12 protein-coding genes are annotated in these 15,831 nt (G+C 64.3%); 8 read left to right on the top strand and 4 right to left on the bottom strand.

The window, feature by feature from the left end; all coding sequences use genetic code 11:
* Positions 1-109: 109 nt before the first annotated feature.
* Positions 110-412 (bottom strand): HAD family hydrolase, encoded by a 303-nt coding sequence (locus KHO41_RS19610; RefSeq protein WP_211954953.1) that lies wholly within the window; start codon positions 410-412, stop codon positions 110-112.
* A gap of 111 nt (positions 413-523) precedes the next feature.
* Positions 524-1,462: a LysR family transcriptional regulator gene (locus KHO41_RS19605; RefSeq protein WP_211954952.1), complete on the bottom strand. Its 939-nt coding sequence runs from the start codon at positions 1,460-1,462 to the stop codon at positions 524-526.
* Positions 1,463-1,670: 208 nt separating this feature from the next.
* Here KHO41_RS19605 and oxlT (KHO41_RS19600) point away from each other — a divergent pair, with 208 nt between their 5' ends.
* The 8 genes from oxlT (KHO41_RS19600) (at position 1,671) to KHO41_RS19565 (ending at position 12,994) form a co-directional block, all read left to right on the top strand.
* The gene (oxlT, locus tag KHO41_RS19600; RefSeq protein WP_211954951.1) at positions 1,671-3,002 is read left to right on the top strand and encodes an oxalate/formate MFS antiporter; all 1,332 of its coding nucleotides are present in this window, start codon (positions 1,671-1,673) and stop codon (positions 3,000-3,002) included.
* A 257-nt stretch (positions 3,003-3,259) separates the two neighbouring features.
* A complete protein-coding gene (locus KHO41_RS19595; RefSeq protein ID WP_211954950.1) occupies positions 3,260-4,192 on the top strand; it encodes a LysR family transcriptional regulator in 933 nt (310 codons plus the stop codon).
* Between the two features lie 144 nt (positions 4,193-4,336).
* A complete protein-coding gene (locus tag KHO41_RS19590; protein WP_211954949.1) occupies positions 4,337-4,555 on the top strand; it encodes a hypothetical protein in 219 nt (72 codons plus the stop codon).
* 672 nt (positions 4,556-5,227) lie between these two features.
* Positions 5,228-6,547: an oxalate/formate MFS antiporter gene (oxlT, locus tag KHO41_RS19585; RefSeq protein ID WP_211954948.1), complete on the top strand. Its 1,320-nt coding sequence runs from the start codon at positions 5,228-5,230 to the stop codon at positions 6,545-6,547.
* 178 nt (positions 6,548-6,725) lie between these two features.
* Positions 6,726-8,465, top strand: a complete 1,740-nt coding sequence (locus KHO41_RS19580; protein ID WP_211954947.1) for an NADH-ubiquinone oxidoreductase-F iron-sulfur binding region domain-containing protein — start codon at positions 6,726-6,728, stop codon at positions 8,463-8,465.
* Positions 8,462-11,275: a formate dehydrogenase subunit alpha gene (gene fdhF / locus KHO41_RS19575; RefSeq protein ID WP_211954946.1), complete on the top strand. Its 2,814-nt coding sequence runs from the start codon at positions 8,462-8,464 to the stop codon at positions 11,273-11,275. Before KHO41_RS19580 ends, fdhF begins: the two co-directional genes overlap by 4 nt.
* 142 nt (positions 11,276-11,417) lie before the next feature.
* Complete coding sequence (locus tag KHO41_RS19570; protein ID WP_211954945.1) at positions 11,418-12,674, top strand: serine hydrolase domain-containing protein; 1,257 nt, start codon at positions 11,418-11,420, stop codon at positions 12,672-12,674.
* Between the two features lie 68 nt (positions 12,675-12,742).
* Positions 12,743-12,994, top strand: coding sequence for a hypothetical protein (locus tag KHO41_RS19565; RefSeq protein ID WP_211954944.1), 252 nt, complete (start codon positions 12,743-12,745; stop codon positions 12,992-12,994).
* Positions 12,995-13,005: 11 nt separating this feature from the next.
* Here the strand turns inward: KHO41_RS19565 and KHO41_RS19560 are convergent, their stop codons facing one another.
* Entirely contained in the window at positions 13,006-14,193 is a 1,188-nt protein-coding gene (locus KHO41_RS19560; RefSeq protein ID WP_211954943.1) for an adenylate/guanylate cyclase domain-containing protein, read from the bottom strand.
* A gap of 15 nt (positions 14,194-14,208) precedes the next feature.
* Positions 14,209-15,813: a PAS domain-containing hybrid sensor histidine kinase/response regulator gene (locus tag KHO41_RS19555; protein ID WP_211954942.1), complete on the bottom strand. Its 1,605-nt coding sequence runs from the start codon at positions 15,811-15,813 to the stop codon at positions 14,209-14,211.
* Positions 15,814-15,831: the final 18 nt, after the last annotated feature.

The following is a 15,831-nucleotide window of genomic DNA, read 5'->3' as shown; positions in this document are numbered from 1 at the left end:
CGGGACCCCGAATCTTACCGTTCCGTGGCATCCATCGACTACAAAACAAAAAAAGCGAGCACGCCCCGTGAGCGCGCTCGCTTCAAGTGGAGATCGGCGTCTCAGCTGTTCAGTTGAGATGACCGACCGCTCGCAGGTACTCGTTCTTCTTGTCGAAGATCAGCTGGCTCAGGAACGCGGCGTCATACGCGGTGAGCAGATGGGTGTGGTGTTCCTCGATGTAGCGGGCCACGCGTTCCTTCTCGCATTCGATGCCGCACAGCCATTCGTACATGGCCTCGTCCCAGCGGAAGCGCAGGCCCAGTTCGATGAACGCCGCGTTGTAGGCGGCGAGCTGGGTGGCGCGCGAAAGCGGTTGGTTGTCACGGCCGAGCGTGGCGGCCGGCTGGCGTTCGATCTGGATCTGGTTCATGGTGTGCCTCCTGTCTTCTCTCTGGCGGTGCGGTTGAGGGAAGCATAGGGGCGCCCATGGATTTACGATAATTAAAGTTTCATCGACAAATCATAAGGCATTGTTTATGGATCAAGCGTGACGGATCAGCCCTTCCACGCCAGTGATGCGCTGGATCAGCCCCGCACCTTCCTCCATCAGGAACTGCTTGAACGCGAGCGCCACCGGCGGCAGCCGCTTGTTCTTGCGGTGCACCACATACCAGTTGAGCATGACCGGGAAGCCCTCGATATCCAGCACGGCGAGCTTGCCCGTCTGCAATTCCAGGCCAACGGTATGGGCCGAAAGGAAGGCAATGCCCATGTTCGCAATGACCGCCTGCTTGATGGTTTCGGTGCTCTTGATCTCCATGGCGATGCGCATGTTCGACAGCCGTCCGGCAAAGCCTTCCTGCATGGAGTTCCACGTATCGGAACCCTTTTCGCGCGCGACAAAAGCCTCGTCCGTGAGCGCGGACAGCGGTATCTTGCGCTGGCCGACCAGGGGGTGTGTCGGCGCTGCCACGATCACATAAGGGTGCGGCGCGAACGATTCGTTGATGGTGTCCATGCCTTCGGGCGGGCGCACCATGACGGCCAGGTCCGTGAGGTTGCCGGCCAGCTGGTGCAACAGTTCCTCGCGATTGTGCACCGCAAGATTCAGCGTGACGCCGTCGTGCCGCTCCATGAATTCGGCCAGCAGCCGGGGGAAGAAATAGTCGCCCGCGCTGATCACGGCGACGTTGAGCCGGCCGCCGGAGATGCCCTTGAGCTGCGACATGGCGTCTTCGGCTTCGCGAAATTGCTGGATGATGCTGCGGCTGTAGTGGAGCATCTCATGGCCCGCGGGCGTGAGATAGATTTTCTTGCCCAGTTGCTCGAACAACGGCAGGCCGACATGGCTTTCGAGTTGCCTGACCTGCGTGGACACGGCCGGTTGAGTCAGGTGCAGCTCTTCGGCGGCACGCGAAAAGCTCATGTGCCGGGCCACGGTTTCAAAGACTTTAAGCTGGCGCAGGGTGGCATTCTTCATCAGTCGTTCCGTGCAATATATAAACGTTCGTCAATGCATATGATAAAAAACTTTAAGCCGTCTGAATCTCAGATTGAAGTAGCATCAATCCCACAGATTTGCATGCCGCAATGTCAGGCGCCGATCTAGTCGTTTAGGGCCCGCCCCACAGAGGCCCCCGAAAGCGTCCCGCCAGGGACGCATCAGAACCGCACTAGGAGACAGTTAGATGGCGCAACATCAAGCGGCAGCCGTGTCCGGCAATGGACGCGGCGTGCAGAATCGTTGGTTTCAGTTGGCCGTAGGCGTGGTTTGCATGGGTTTGGTTGCGAACCTGCAGTATGGCTGGACCCTGTTCGTGTCACCGATGGACGCCAAGCATCACTGGGGCACGTCCGCAATCCAGGTGGCGTTTTCGATTTTTATTGTGACCGAAACCTGGCTGGTCCCGCTTGAGGGCTGGCTGGTGGACAAGTTCGGCCCGCGGCCGGTCGTGGCAGGTGGCGCGATCTGCGCGGGCCTTGCGTGGGTGATGAATGCGTATGCGACGACGCTGCCGGAGCTGTATGCGGCCGCGGTGATCGCGGGCATCGGCGCCGGTGGCGTGTATGGGACCTGCGTCGGCAATGCGCTGAAGTGGTTCCCGGACAAGCGCGGCCTGGCGGCCGGCCTGACGGCGGCAGGCTTTGGCGCGGGCTCCGCAATCACGGTGATTCCCATCGCGAACATGATCCAGAGCTCGGGCTATGAGCACGCCTTCCTGTTCTTCGGCATCCTGCAAGGCGTGGCGATCTTCGCACTGTCGCTGCTGCTGGTGAAGCCGCGTGCACCGAAGGGCGCGGTGGCAGCTAAGGCTGTGCTGACGAACCCGGTCGAGTTCACGCCTGGCCAGATGGTGAAGACGCCGGTGTTCTGGCTGATCTACGCGAGCTTCGTCGCAGTCGCTGCCGGCGGGATCATGGCCACGGCGCAGCTGGGCCCGATCGCCAAGGACTTCGGCTTCGCCTCGATGCCGGTGACGATGCTCGGGATGACGCTGCCGCTGCTGACGATGACGCTGTCGATCGACAACCTGTGCAACGGCTTCACGCGTCCGCTGTGCGGCTTCCTGTCTGACCGCTTCGGCCGCGAGAACACGATGTTCGTGATCTTCATCGGCGAAGGGCTGGCGCTGCTGGGTCTGATGAAGTTCGGCCACGACCCGTACGCCTTCATGTTCTTCGCGGCGCTCACGTTCCTGTTCTGGGGCGAGATCTTCTCGATCTTCCCGGCGCTGTGCGCAGACACCTTCGGCAGCAAGTTTGCCGCGGCGAATGCGGGCACGCTGTACACGGCGAAGGGCACGGCCGCGATGCTGGTACCGCTGGCGTCGATCCTGTCCGCACGTGGCGGCTGGGATGCGGTGTTCACGGTGGCGGCAGTGGTGACGATCGCGGCCGGGCTGTCGGCGAAGCTGGTGCTTGCGCCGATGCGCAGGCGGTTCATCATGGGCCATGCCGAGGCCGCCGTGCCGGTGTCGGATGCCGCGTTCATGGTACGCAGCCATAGGGAAGCAGAATAAACAGGAAGCAGGGAAGGACTGGGGGGCCGGCTGCATCCGGACCCCAACGCCCCCGGCAAGCGGTCTGCGCACGACGCAGGCCGCTTGGCATGTGGGCCACGGACACAACAACTCATAACAGGTGGCCTCGCCGCCAAGGAGACAGCCGTGCGCAGACTGAAACCATCCACGCTTGCCGCAGGAACTTCCGCCGCGACGCATCGCAGTCCTGCGATGCCGTTGGCGCAACCGAAATGGGACGGAGGAGGAGGGCGGTCATGAACATTTCACTTCCCCAACTGAAGGCATTCGCCGCCGTCGCCCGGCACAAGAGCTTTACGCGCGCCGCGGCTGAACTGGGCCTCACCCAATCGGCCGTGAGCCGCAGCGTGCGCGAGCTGGAAGAAGAAATCGACCAGCGCCTGTTCGACCGTACCACGCGCCAGGTCGAGCTGACGGACGCCGGACAGCATCTGTCGCAACGCATCTGCCACCTGATCGAAGAGGTCGAGCAGACGCTGCGTGAAAGCCAGGGGGCCGCGCGGCCATCGCTGGGCATGGTGCAGATTGCGACGGACCCGGTGCTCAGTTCGATGTCCGTGCCCGCGTGGCTGGCCGGTTGCCGCAAGGCGTGGCCCGCGATCGCCATCCACCTGAAGGACCGTTCGCAGGAATCCGTATTGCAGAGCGTGCGCAGCGGCGAAGTCGACTTCGGCATTGCCACCGATCCGCAGTCGAGTGATGACCTCTATTGCGAGCCGCTGTGCGTCGACCCGTATCACGCCGTGCTGCCCGCGCAGCATCCGCTCGCATCGCGTGACGCCATTGCATGGGGCGACCTGTGCAATGCCAACGTGCTGACGCTCGACCAGCAGTGCGGCGTGCAGCCCGTCGTGGAGAAAGCGCTCAGCCACCACCACGTGCGTGCCGGTTCGTTGCAGCTGCTCGGGCATTTCGCTGCGGTGTTCGGCATGGTGGCGCTTGGGCTCGGCATCGGCGTAGTGCCATCGCGCGCGCAGGCGGGCGGTCTTCATCCCGCAGCCGTCATGCGGCCATTGCGGCCGCAGGTCACATCCACCGTCATGCTTGTGCGGCGCAAGAGCCGATCGCTGAAGCCCAATGCCGCGGCCATCTGGGATGCGCTGCGCGGACTGGAGTACCGCGATGCCGCCGAACCGGACCGGCAGCCGCCTGTCCCGCTGGAAGTCTAGGATTTCGGGGCGGTTCCGGCCGCCGTTGACCGCTGTTGTATTGGAGCAAAACTTCCGCTGATATATTACATACAGGATATTTACACATACTGCGGCGCAGCATATAATGGAAACTCCTAAACACAACGCAATCGGAGTTTTCAAATGGAAGTCGCTCTTCTCTTCGTTCTCGGTCTGGGCCTGATCGGTGCCGGTGTCGGCATGACGACCCTGCTGGCTACGCGCCTGCCGATGGATGTGCTGGTGACCGCGCAGGCACATGGCCGCTTCGCAGGGCTGGGTTCGAACCAGGAAAACGATGGCGTTGGACGCGCTCGCCCGTCGCGTACGGTGGCAGCCGCCGGCGAACTCGCCTACGCCTGATGGCCGCTCGCATCTGGCGCCGTGCCTGACTGAGCGGCGCACCTGACAAGGGCTGTAGCGGCCGGCAACCCTTGGCGCAGTATCCGCATGACGTGTTGTCCCGCAGTTGGCGCTGGCGTTTTGGCACAGCGCTCGCAGCAGCGAAACACCATAAAGCGAAGTCTCGGCCGCCTTCCCTCAGTGGACTGCGTATCCCCCCGCGCATCCTCTGCCACCTTCCGGCGAACTGCCGGTTCCAGGATGTACCCACGTCTTGCTTGTGCAGACAAACGGGTAATGTCTTGATTGTCTCCATCTAGGGACTTTCCCCAGCCCAGCTGTTTTGCCATTTTCGCGTGCTGCGAATCGCGTCATGCTGACGCCTGTTCTGACGCGCCGGATTGATGCGGCAGGACACCGTAACTCCTTGATTTCCAAAGGCTCCGGAAACTTTTGTCTGCCATGTTGATGCGCGTTGCGCACCAGTCGATCCACGACGCCGCGGCGTGGCGATTTTTCGTGCAAACCGGATGCTGCAGGGCCGCGAAGAATACGCTTGACTTGCGTGATATATCACATACCGTATAGCACTAGAACGGCTCAGCTGTTCGAGAAAGCGCAGTAAGCGAGAGGCGTCAGCAGGCGCCCGCATCTTCCACCACGGGTGGTTTCGACCGCCTAGAAGGAGACATCATGGAACTGCAGCAAAAGGAGTCCACGTCGCGCTTTGCGTCGCCGTGGGTACAGCTGGTCTTCGGCGTCATCTGTATGGCGATGATTGCCAACATGCAGTACGGGTGGACGCTGTTCGTCAACCCGATCGATGAGAAGTACCACTGGGGCCGCACCGCGATTCAGGTTGCATTCACCATCTTCGTGGTGACCGAAACCTGGCTCGTGCCGATCGAAGGCTATCTGGTCGACAAGTACGGCCCGCGTCCCGTCGTCGTAGGCGGCGGCCTGCTGTGTGCGATTGCGTGGGCGCTGAACTCCGTGGCGTCGTCGCTGCCAATGCTGTATTTCGCGGCGGCTATCGGCGGTATCGGCGCGGGCGCTGTGTATGGCACCTGCGTGGGCAATGCGCTGAAGTGGTTCCCGAACCGGCGCGGCCTGGCCGCGGGCATCACGGCGGCTGGCTTCGGCGCGGGTTCCGCCATGACGGTGGTGCCGATCGCCAACATGATCAAGTCCTCGGGCTATGAAGCCACGTTCCTGTGGTTCGGCCTGGGCCAGGGCCTGATCGTGTTCTTCCTCGGCATGGCCCTGTATCCGCCGTCGGCGAAGATCCTGAGCGAGGTCAAGTCCACGCTGAAGGCTGCCGCAACCTACAACGCCACGCCGCGCCAGGTGCTGAAGTCGCCGATCTTCTGGATCATGTACGCGATGTTCGTGATGATGGCCGCCGGGGGACTGATGGCCACCGCGCAACTCGGCCCGATCGCCAAGGACTTCGGCCTGCATGACTCGCCGGTGTCGATCCTCGGCCTGACCCTGCCCGCGCTGACCTTCGCGCTGACCATCGACCGCGTGCTCAATGGCCTGACCCGCCCGTTCTTCGGCTGGATCTCGGACCATATCGGCCGCGAGCGCACCATGTTCTTCGCCTTCGCGGTGGAGGCGGTGGGCATCCTGATGCTGTCCAAGTACGGCCACAATCCGGTGGCGTTCGTGATCCTGACCGGCATCGTGTTCTTCGCCTGGGGTGAGATCTACAGCCTGTTCCCGGCCACGTGCGGTGACACCTTCGGCCCGAAGTTCGCGGCGACCAATGCTGGCATGCTGTACACCGCCAAGGGCACGGCCGCGCTGCTGGTGCCGTTCTCGAGCGTGATCACTGCCGCGACCGGCGACTGGCACGCGGTGTTCGTGCTGGCCTCGGCCATGGCCGGGCTGTCCGCGGTGATCGCACTCTTTGTCCTCAAGCCGATGCGTGAAGCGCATGCCCGCAAGTATGTGCATGCCAATACCACCAGCCCGATGGGGTACCGCGCCGTGCCGGAGGACCTGACCTGATGAAACGATGAAGAAAGCCGTACGGCGTGGCGCTGTCATCACGCAGCACAGACAGCGCAGCCGGTAGCACAATACGAGGAAGATAAGAAGGAGAGCGACAGGAAGGCTGCCCGCCAGGGCGCCTTCCTGAACGCCTTTATAGCGACGCCATGATCGCCCCCGCAGGAGACAGAAGCCCATGAACCAGGTTGTCATCCCGATCGAGGCCACTGGCCTCGGCAGGCTGCGCAAGCGCCGCCAGCCCAAGGGCCGGCAGGTGGACGCCGCCGCGCTGACGGAAGTCCGCGCGGCGCTTGGCGACATGCCGCGCCGCCGAGACCTGCTGATCGAACATCTGCACTGCATCCAGGACCGCTATGGCCAGCTGGCCATGCCCCACCTTATCGCGCTGGCGCAGGAACTTGGCCTGGCGATGACCGAGGTCTACGAGGTCGCGACCTTCTACCACCACTTCGACGTGGTACGCGAAGATGCGGACGGCCATATCGAGCCGCCGCCGGCACTGACGGTACGCGTATGCGAGGGCATTGCCTGCGAGATGGCCGGGGCGCAGGCACTGATCGACAAATTACCCACCGTACTCGGCACCGAGGTACGCGTGGTGGCGGCACCGTGCATCGGCCGCTGCGAGAAGGCGCCGGCGGTGCTGGCGGGGCAGAACCCAGTCGATGGCGCGACGCTGGATACCGTCGCGGCTTGCGTGGCGGCGGGCACCGTTCGCGATGACATCGTCGCGCAGACCGGCTACGGCGCCTACAAGGCAACCGGCGGCTATGGCTTGCTGAAAGCCTTTGCACAAGGCTCGCTCGATCCGGCTGCGGTACTTTGCACGATGGAAGACTCCGGCCTGCGCGGCCTGGGCGGCGCGGGTTTCCCGACCGGCCGCAAATGGCGCATCGTGTCGGGCGAGCCGGCACCACGGCTCATGGCCGTGAACATCGACGAAGGCGAGCCCGGCACCTTCAAGGACCGCGTCTACCTGGAGCGCGATCCGCACCGTTTTCTGGAAGGCATGCTGATTGCTGCCGCCGTGACGCAGGTTGCAGCGATCTACATCTATCTGCGCGATGAATACGCGGGCTGCCGCGCCATCCTGACGCAAGCGCTGCAGGAACTGCACGACGACCCGCCGGTACCGGACCTGCCGCGCATAGAACTGCGCCGCGGCGCGGGCGCCTATATTTGCGGCGAAGAGTCCGCCATGATCGAATCGATCGAAGGCAAGCGCGGCATGCCGCGCCTGCGGCCGCCCTATGTGGCACAGGTCGGCCTGTTCGGCAGGCCGACGCTCGAGCACAACTTCGAAACGCTCTACTGGGTGCGCGACATCCTGGAGAAGGGCGCCGAGTGGTTTGCGTCGCAGGGCCGGCATGGCCGCAAGGGGCTGCGCTCGTTCTCGGTGTCGGGGCGCGTGCGCCAGCCCGGTGTGCACCTGGCGCCGGCCGGTATCACCGTGCGCGAGCTGATCGATGAATACTGCGGCGGCATGATCGACGGACACACGTTCTACGCGTACCTGCCCGGCGGTGCGTCGGGCGGCATCCTGCCTGCGTCGATGGGCAATATCCCGCTCGACTTCGACACATTGCAGCCGCACGGCTGCTTTATCGGCTCGGCCGCCATCGTCGTGCTGTCCGACCACGACAGCGCGGTGGCCGCGGCGCGCAACCTGATGCACTTCTTCAAACACGAGTCGTGCGGGCAATGCACGCCGTGCCGCGTCGGCACCGCCAAGGCGCTTGATCTGATCCGCGCGCCGAAATGGGACTTGCCCGCGCTGGAAGACCTGTCCGCCGTGATGCGCGATGCCTCGATCTGCGGGCTCGGACAGGCTGCGCCGAATCCTGTCGATTGCGTGGTCCGCTACTTTCCCCATGAACTGCAGGCGGCGCCAGACCGCCCGGAGGCACAGGCATGAATGCGCTGACACGCGCCGAACGCGCGCTGGTGGAGTCCACGGAGCCGTCCGTCACGTTCACGCTGAACGGCCGCGAGGTCTGCGCGCAGCCCGGCGAAAGCCTGCTGAAGGTCGCGCAGCGCGAAGGCTTCGACGTGCCGCATCTTTGCTACAAGGACGGGCTCGACACGGCCGGCAACTGCCGCGCCTGCATGGTCGAGATCCAGGGCGAACGCGTGCTCGCGCCGTCGTGCTGCCGCTATCCGTCGCAAGGCATGACGGTGCAGACAGATTCGGAACGCGCGCTCCACGCCCAGCGCACGGTGCTCGAACTGCTGCAGTCGGACATGCCGGAAACCGACTACACGCGGCACAACGAACTGGATCAGTGGTCCGCGCGACTCGACGTCGGCAAGCCGCGCTTTGCGCCGCGCGAACGGGTGGTCGCAGATCTCTCGCATCCCGCCATCGCCGTCAACCTGGATGCCTGCATTCAATGCACGCGTTGCCTGCGCGCGTGTCGCGACGAACAGGTCAATGACGTGATCGGCCTCGCGCTGCGCGGCGACGCAGCGCGCATCGTCTTCGACATGGACGATCCCATGGGCGCCTCCACGTGCGTCGCGTGCGGCGAATGCGTGCAGGCGTGCCCGACCGGTGCGCTGATGCCCGCGCGCGACGCCGCGCTCGCCGTGCCCGATCAACAGGTCGATTCGGTCTGCCCGTATTGCGGCGTGGGCTGCCAGCTGACCTACAACGTCAAGGACAACCGTATCCTCTACGTGGAAGGGCGCGACGGTCCGGCCAACCACGAGCGCCTGTGCGTGAAGGGCCGCTACGGCTTTGACTATGTCCAGCATCCGCAGCGGCTGACCGCGCCGCTGATCCGGCGCGAAGGCGTGCCGAAGCGCGGCGACTTCGTCATGGACCCGGACCATGTGATGGACGTCTTTCGCGAAGCGACGTGGGAAGAGGCGCTCGCGCTCGCCAGCGGCAAGCTTGCGCAGATCCGCGACACGCACGGCAAGCGCGCGCTGGCCGGCTTCGGCTCGGCCAAGGGCAGCAACGAAGAGGCCTATCTGTTCCAGAAGCTCGTACGCACCGGCTTCGGCAGCAACAACGTCGATCACTGCACGCGGCTTTGCCATGCGTCGTCGGTGGCGGCGCTGCTTGAAGGGATCGGTTCGGGCGCGGTATCGAACCCGGTGATGGACGTGGATCGCGCCGAACTGGTGATCGTGATCGGCGCCAATCCCACCGTGAACCATCCCGTGGCGGCGAGCTGGATCAAGAACGCAGTGAAGAACGGCACGAAGCTGGTCGTTGCCGATCCGCGCCGTTCGGATCTGGCGCGCTTTGCCTGGCGCTTCCTGCAGTTCACGCCCGACGCGGATGTCGCGCTGCTCAACGCGATGATGCATGTGATCGTCAGCGAAGGGTTGGTCGACCAGGGCTTCATCGACAGCCGTACCATCGGCTTTGAAGAACTGCAGCGCAACGTGGCTGCATTCAGTCCGGAATTGATGGCGCCCATCTGCGGCATCGACGCGCAGACCATCCGCGAAGTCGCGCGTGCCTATGCCACGTCGAAGGCCTCGATGATCCTGTGGGGCATGGGGGTTTCGCAGCATGTGCACGGCACCGACAACGCGCGCTGCCTGATTGCGCTGGCGCTGATGACGGGCCAGATCGGCCGTCCCGGCACCGGGCTGCATCCGCTGCGCGGCCAGAACAATGTGCAGGGCGCGTCCGATGCGGGTTTGATTCCGATGATGTATCCGGACTACCGCCGCGTGGACGATCCTGACGCCATTGCGAGCTTCGAGGCGCTGTGGGGCATGCCGCTCGACCGCCAGCCCGGCTTGACCGTGGTGGAGATCATGCATGCCATCGGCCGCGGCGAGGTGCGCGGCATGTACATCATGGGCGAGAACCCCGCCATGTCCGACCCCGACGCCGAGCATGCGCGCGAGGCGCTCGCCGCGCTAGACCATCTCGTCGTGCAGGACATTTTCCTGACCGAGACTGCTTATCTCGCCGATGTCGTGCTGCCGGCGTCGGCCTTCCCGGAAAAAACCGGCACCTTCACCAACACGGACCGCACCGTCCAGCTTGGCCGCCAGGCGCTGTTGCCACCGGGGCAGGCACGGCAGGACCTGTGGATCATCCAGCAGATGGCGCAGGGGCTCGGCCTCGACTGGCACTACGGCAATGTGGCGGAGGTCTTCGACGAGATGCGCCACGCCATGCCTAGCATCGGCGGCGTGACATGGGAGCGGCTGGAGCAGGAGGGGGCCGTGACGTATCCCTGCCGCGCCGAAGGCGACCCGGGCGAGCCGGTGATTTTCACTGACCACTTCCCGACCGCATCCGGGCGGGGCCGTTTCGTGCCGGCGGACATCATTCCTGCCGATGAACGGCCCGACAACGACTACCCGATGGTGCTGATCACCGGGCGCCAGCTCGAACACTGGCATACCGGCAGCATGACGCGGCGCGCGGGCGTGCTCGATGCGATCGAGCCCGACGCGGTGGCACTCGTGCATCCGCTCGATCTTGGCTTGCTAGGCGGCCAGCCGGGCGACGTCATCACGCTGGCTTCGCGGCGCGGCGAGGTCTCGCTGTATGCGCGCGCCGATGCCGGCACGCCGCGCGGTGCCGTGTTCGTGCCGTTCTGCTACTACGAAGCGGCTATCAACAAGCTCACCAACGCGGCGCTGGATCCGTTCGGGAAGATTCCCGAATTCAAGTACTGCGCGATCCGGATGACGCTGGGCGGTTTGGCACCCTCTCAGTCGAGCTATGGCGGAGGGAAGGTCCTGGGCGCGTGACGATGCGGCAGGCCGCCGCCCGCGCTTGGCGCGAATCGGCGGCCAGTGTCATGATGTCGATGTTTGCGCGGCCTGCGGCGGCACTCCGGCTTGCGCAGGCGGCACGTCACCAACGGCAACATGACCCGGGAGAGAGGCAACTATGCAAGGCAGGGAAACACAGGGGATGTCCCGCGAGCGGCTTGCGCGCATTGAACGTTTCATCGACGAATCCTATGTCGCGAATGGCAAGCTGCCCGGTGCGCTGGTCCAGGTATGGCGGCGCGGCGAACTGGCGCTGAACTCCGCGCTTGGCTTCGCTGACCGGGAACGGCAGGTGCCGCTGGCCGAGGATTCGATCTTCCGCATCTATTCGATGACCAAGCCCGTGACTTCCGTGGCGGTCATGATGCTGGTCGAGCAATGCAAGATCGCGCTGGATGATCCGGTCAGCAAGTACATCCCGGCATGGGAGAAACTGGGCGTTCACGCGGGCGGCTTCATGGAGAGCTTCCAGACGAAGCCGGCCGCGCGCCCGATGCTGGTGGTCGACCTGCTGCGCCACACCTCGGGCCTGACCTATGGCTTCCAGCAGAACACCAACGTCGACGCGGCTTACCGCAAGCTGAAGCTGGGCGAGCTTGCCACCGAAGGCACGCTCGACGAAATGATCGACAAGCTGGCCGGGCTGCCGCTCGAATTCTCGCCGGGCGAGGCCTGGAACTACTCGGTTTCCACCGACGTGCTTGGCTACCTGGTCGGCAAGGTCAGCGGCATTCCGTTCGAAACCTTCCTGAAGGAACGCATCTTCGATCCGCTGGGCATGGTGGACACCGCGTTCCATGTGCCGGAAGACAAGGTGTCGCGCTTCTGCGCGTGCTATGCCGTCGGCGCGCTCGGTTCGAAGGTGGTATCGGACAAGGGCCCCGTCCTGCAGGACGATCCGCGCGCCAGCCCCTACCTGAAGGTGCCAAGTTTTATCTCGGGCGGTGGCGGGCTCGTGTCTACCGCCGCGGACTACATGCGCTTTGCGCGCATGCTGCTGCAAGGCGGCGAACTCGACGGCGTGAGGCTGCTCGGGCCCAAGACGCTGAAGCTGATGACTGCCAACCACCTGCCGGGCGGGGTGGATTTGCCGGCCCTGTCGCGCTCGATGTTCAGCGAAGCGACCTATGACGGCGTGGGATTCGGCCTCGGATTTGCCACCACCGTGACGCCCGCGTCCACGCTGATTCCGGGCAGCGCCGGTGATTTTTTCTGGGGTGGTGCGGCAAGCACTTTCTTCTGGGTGGATCCGCAGGAGGATCTTATCGGTCTCTTCCTGACTCAGTTGTTGCCGTCTTCGGCCTATCCCGTGCGACGCCAACTGCGCACGCTGGTCTACAGCGCCATCACGGAGCCTGGGGCTGCGCCGCGCTGAATGCCCGTGGGTCCGGGCAAGGCTAAAATATGGGTATGTAACACCAGCCGGAAACCGGACACATTGGCATGAGGAAGGCAAACACTCTGATCATCGCGATCACGCTCGCTGCGGCGAGCCCGCTCGCGCAGGCGAGCCTGTCCGCGGATGCCCATGCATTCAAGGACAACGTCAAGGCAGCAGGCAAGCAGGGCGGACATGCCGTTCGCGATGCCACGTTTGCGATCGGCCGCGGCACCAAGGCGGCCGCGCATGGAGTCGCTGATGCGACCAAGCATGGCTATCGCGCCACCAAGCGGGCGGTGACGGGGCACGATTAAGGCTCGGCCCTCTATGTGGGGGCGTCGTGGGTTCTGCCTGCCAGCAACCACGTACGCAGGTCACCGATCCCCCTGGCCGTGATCACACCCCGCTCTTCAAGCAGGAAGGGTTCCGCAAGGTACCGTCGAGTGGCTTCCGTGATCTGGACGCGACCGATCACGCCTTGCGATTCCATCCGGCTGGCGATATTCACGGTATCGCCCCACAAGTCATAGATGAACTTTCTGCGGCCGATCACGCCGGCGACGACGGCACCGCTGTGAATGCCCACGCGCAACTGCAAGCTGTAGCCGCTGCGCTGGTTGAAGCGGTCCAGTGACGCCAGCATGTCCAACGCCATATGGGCAGCCCGGACCGCGTGGTCGGCCGCGGGGACAGGCAGGCCGGCCGCCGCCATGTAGGCATCGCCGATCGTCTTGATCTTCTCGAGTCCCCGGCGGTCGGCAATGTTGTCAAAGTCGGCAAATATCTCGTTCAGCACCTTCACCAGGTGCTCGGGGCTCATGCTCGGCGAAAAGCGGGTGAATTGCACGAGGTCCGCGAACAGCACCGACACGTCCTCGAACCTGTCCGCGATGACTGCAGGCGGGCCATCGGCGACGAGATCGGCCCGCAGCTTCAAGCGCTCGGCGACGGGAGCGGGCAGCACATTCAGGAGCAGTTGTTCGGTGACCTGCTGCTCGCAGACCAGCTTCTCGTACAGGCGCCTGAGTTCGTCGCCCTGGCGAACGATGGTCTCGTGGCTCGCTTCCAGTTCGCGCACCTTCTGCTCGAGTTCCTTGCCGTAGTTCAGCGATTCCCCGTGCAGCAGGCGCACTTCGAGCATATTGCGGACCCGCATCAGCACCTCGCCCATATCAAACGGCTTGCTGACGAAGTCTCGCGCACCGGCCCGCAGCGCGCGCAGCTTGTGATCGGGCTGGGCGGTGATGACGATCACTGGCAGGTAGCTGTCTGGCTGCATGGCCTTGAGGCCTGCCATGACCTCGAAGCCATCCATGTCCGGCATCTGCAGATCCAGCAGGATCAGGTCATAGTGGTTCCTGCCGTGCAGTTCGCAGACCAGGCGCGGATCGCTGGTGGAATCGACGCAGGCATATCCCGCGCTGCGCAGCATCTGTTCGAGCAGCAGGACATTGGCCGGCAGATCGTCGACGACCAGGATGGCTGCGGCCAGGATGTCCGATGCGCTGATCATGGCGAGCGACTTGCTTCATCTGTCCTGCGCGGCCTCACGTGCGCCCGCGGCTCGCGGCGGGTCCAGTGCGGCGTTCAGTGCGTCCGTCAGCTCGTCGAGCCGGATCGGCTTGGTCAGATAGCGGAAGAACCCTGCCTGGATGCCTTTTTCTATGTCGCGCGGCATGGCGTTGGCACTGAGCGCGATCACCGGGATGTGCGCGGTCGTCGGGTCTTCACGCAGGCGCAGCAGTGCTTCGATGCCGTTGATGTCAGGCAGATGGATATCCATGACGATGACCTGCGGCAGGGCAGTGCGTGCCAGCTCGATGCCAAGCGTGCCGTTGACAGCGGTAATCAGCTGCACATCGGCCCGGCGCGCGATCAGTTGTTCGAACAGCTTCAGGTTGGCGGGATTGTCCTCGACATACAGCAGGGTATGCGCCGAAGCCGGGGCTTCCGCGTGTGCGCCGGCGGGTACCGCTGTCTCGACGCTGCCGGCCGGCAACTCCGGCGCACGTGCGCCCGGTAGTTCGATCCAGAACAGGCTGCCCACCCCAGCCGTGCTTTCCGCGCCGATGGCGCCGCCCATCAGTTCTACCAGCCGCTTTGCCACCACAAGACCGATTCCAGTGCCCTCGACGGGGCCGCCCTCATGTCCGAGTCGGTTGAACGGCTGGAACAGCTGCGCCAGCCGCTGCGGTGCCAGTCCCGCGCCGGTGTCCCGCACACTGACGCGAACGCGGTCGCCCGCCGCCACGTGAACCTCGACGGTACCGTGGTCCCGGTTGTACTTGATCGCGTTGGAAAGCAGGTTGAGCAACACCTGCTTCAAACGTGTCCTGTCGGCGCGCACGAAACAAGCGAAGTCGGGCATGTGAAACCGCATGCGCACCGCGCGCTTGAGCGCCTGCTGTTCGAGCATGGCGCGACATTCCTGCAAGGCTTCTACGACCGATACCGGCTCCGGAGACAGCGACGCATGCCCGGCCTCGATGCGGGCCAGATCCAGGACTTCATTGATGAGTTCCAGCAAATGCCAGCCAGCCTTCAGGATCTGGTCAAGGCTGGCTTGCTGGGAAGGCGTCGGCGGCTGGGCATCAGAGGCCATCAGCTGCGCAAAGCCGAGGATGGCGTTCAGCGGATTGCGCAGCTCATGGCTCATGCTCGACAGGAATTCCGACTTCGCATGATTGGCGCTTTCCGCCGAGGCTTGCGCCTGCTTCAGGTCCTCGATGTCGGTGGAGGATGACAGCCACTTTACGATGTTCCCGTCAGCGTCCCTCAGTGGCGCGCCGCGCTCCAGATGCCAGCGATACGCGCCATCGGAAGCCCGTCTCAGGCGATACTCGACCTCGTATTCCTGGCATTTCGCGACAGCGTCCACCCAGCCCGCATAGTTGTTCTTCAGGTCTTCCGGGTGGATGGCCGATTGCCAGGCGCCGGCCTGGGTTTGCTCGAAGCTGAGGCCCGTATAGGCTGTCCACCGGCGGTTGCAGTAATCGATCCGGCCCTCCGCATCGGCGGTCGAGATCATGTGGGGAATGCCGTCGGCGAGCAGCCTGAAGTGCGCTTCGGTCGCGCCGGGGTCGGGGGCGGAAGGGCGGCCGTTTTCCGTTCTGTCACGAGGCGGCTTGCGCATGGTTTCCCCCGCAGTCGC

Source organism: Cupriavidus numazuensis, from assembly GCF_905397435.1.
Classification (GTDB): domain Bacteria; phylum Pseudomonadota; class Gammaproteobacteria; order Burkholderiales; family Burkholderiaceae; genus Cupriavidus; species Cupriavidus numazuensis.
The sequence above is the reverse complement of the archived record's forward strand: the minus strand, read 5'-3'. Positions and strand labels throughout refer to the sequence as shown.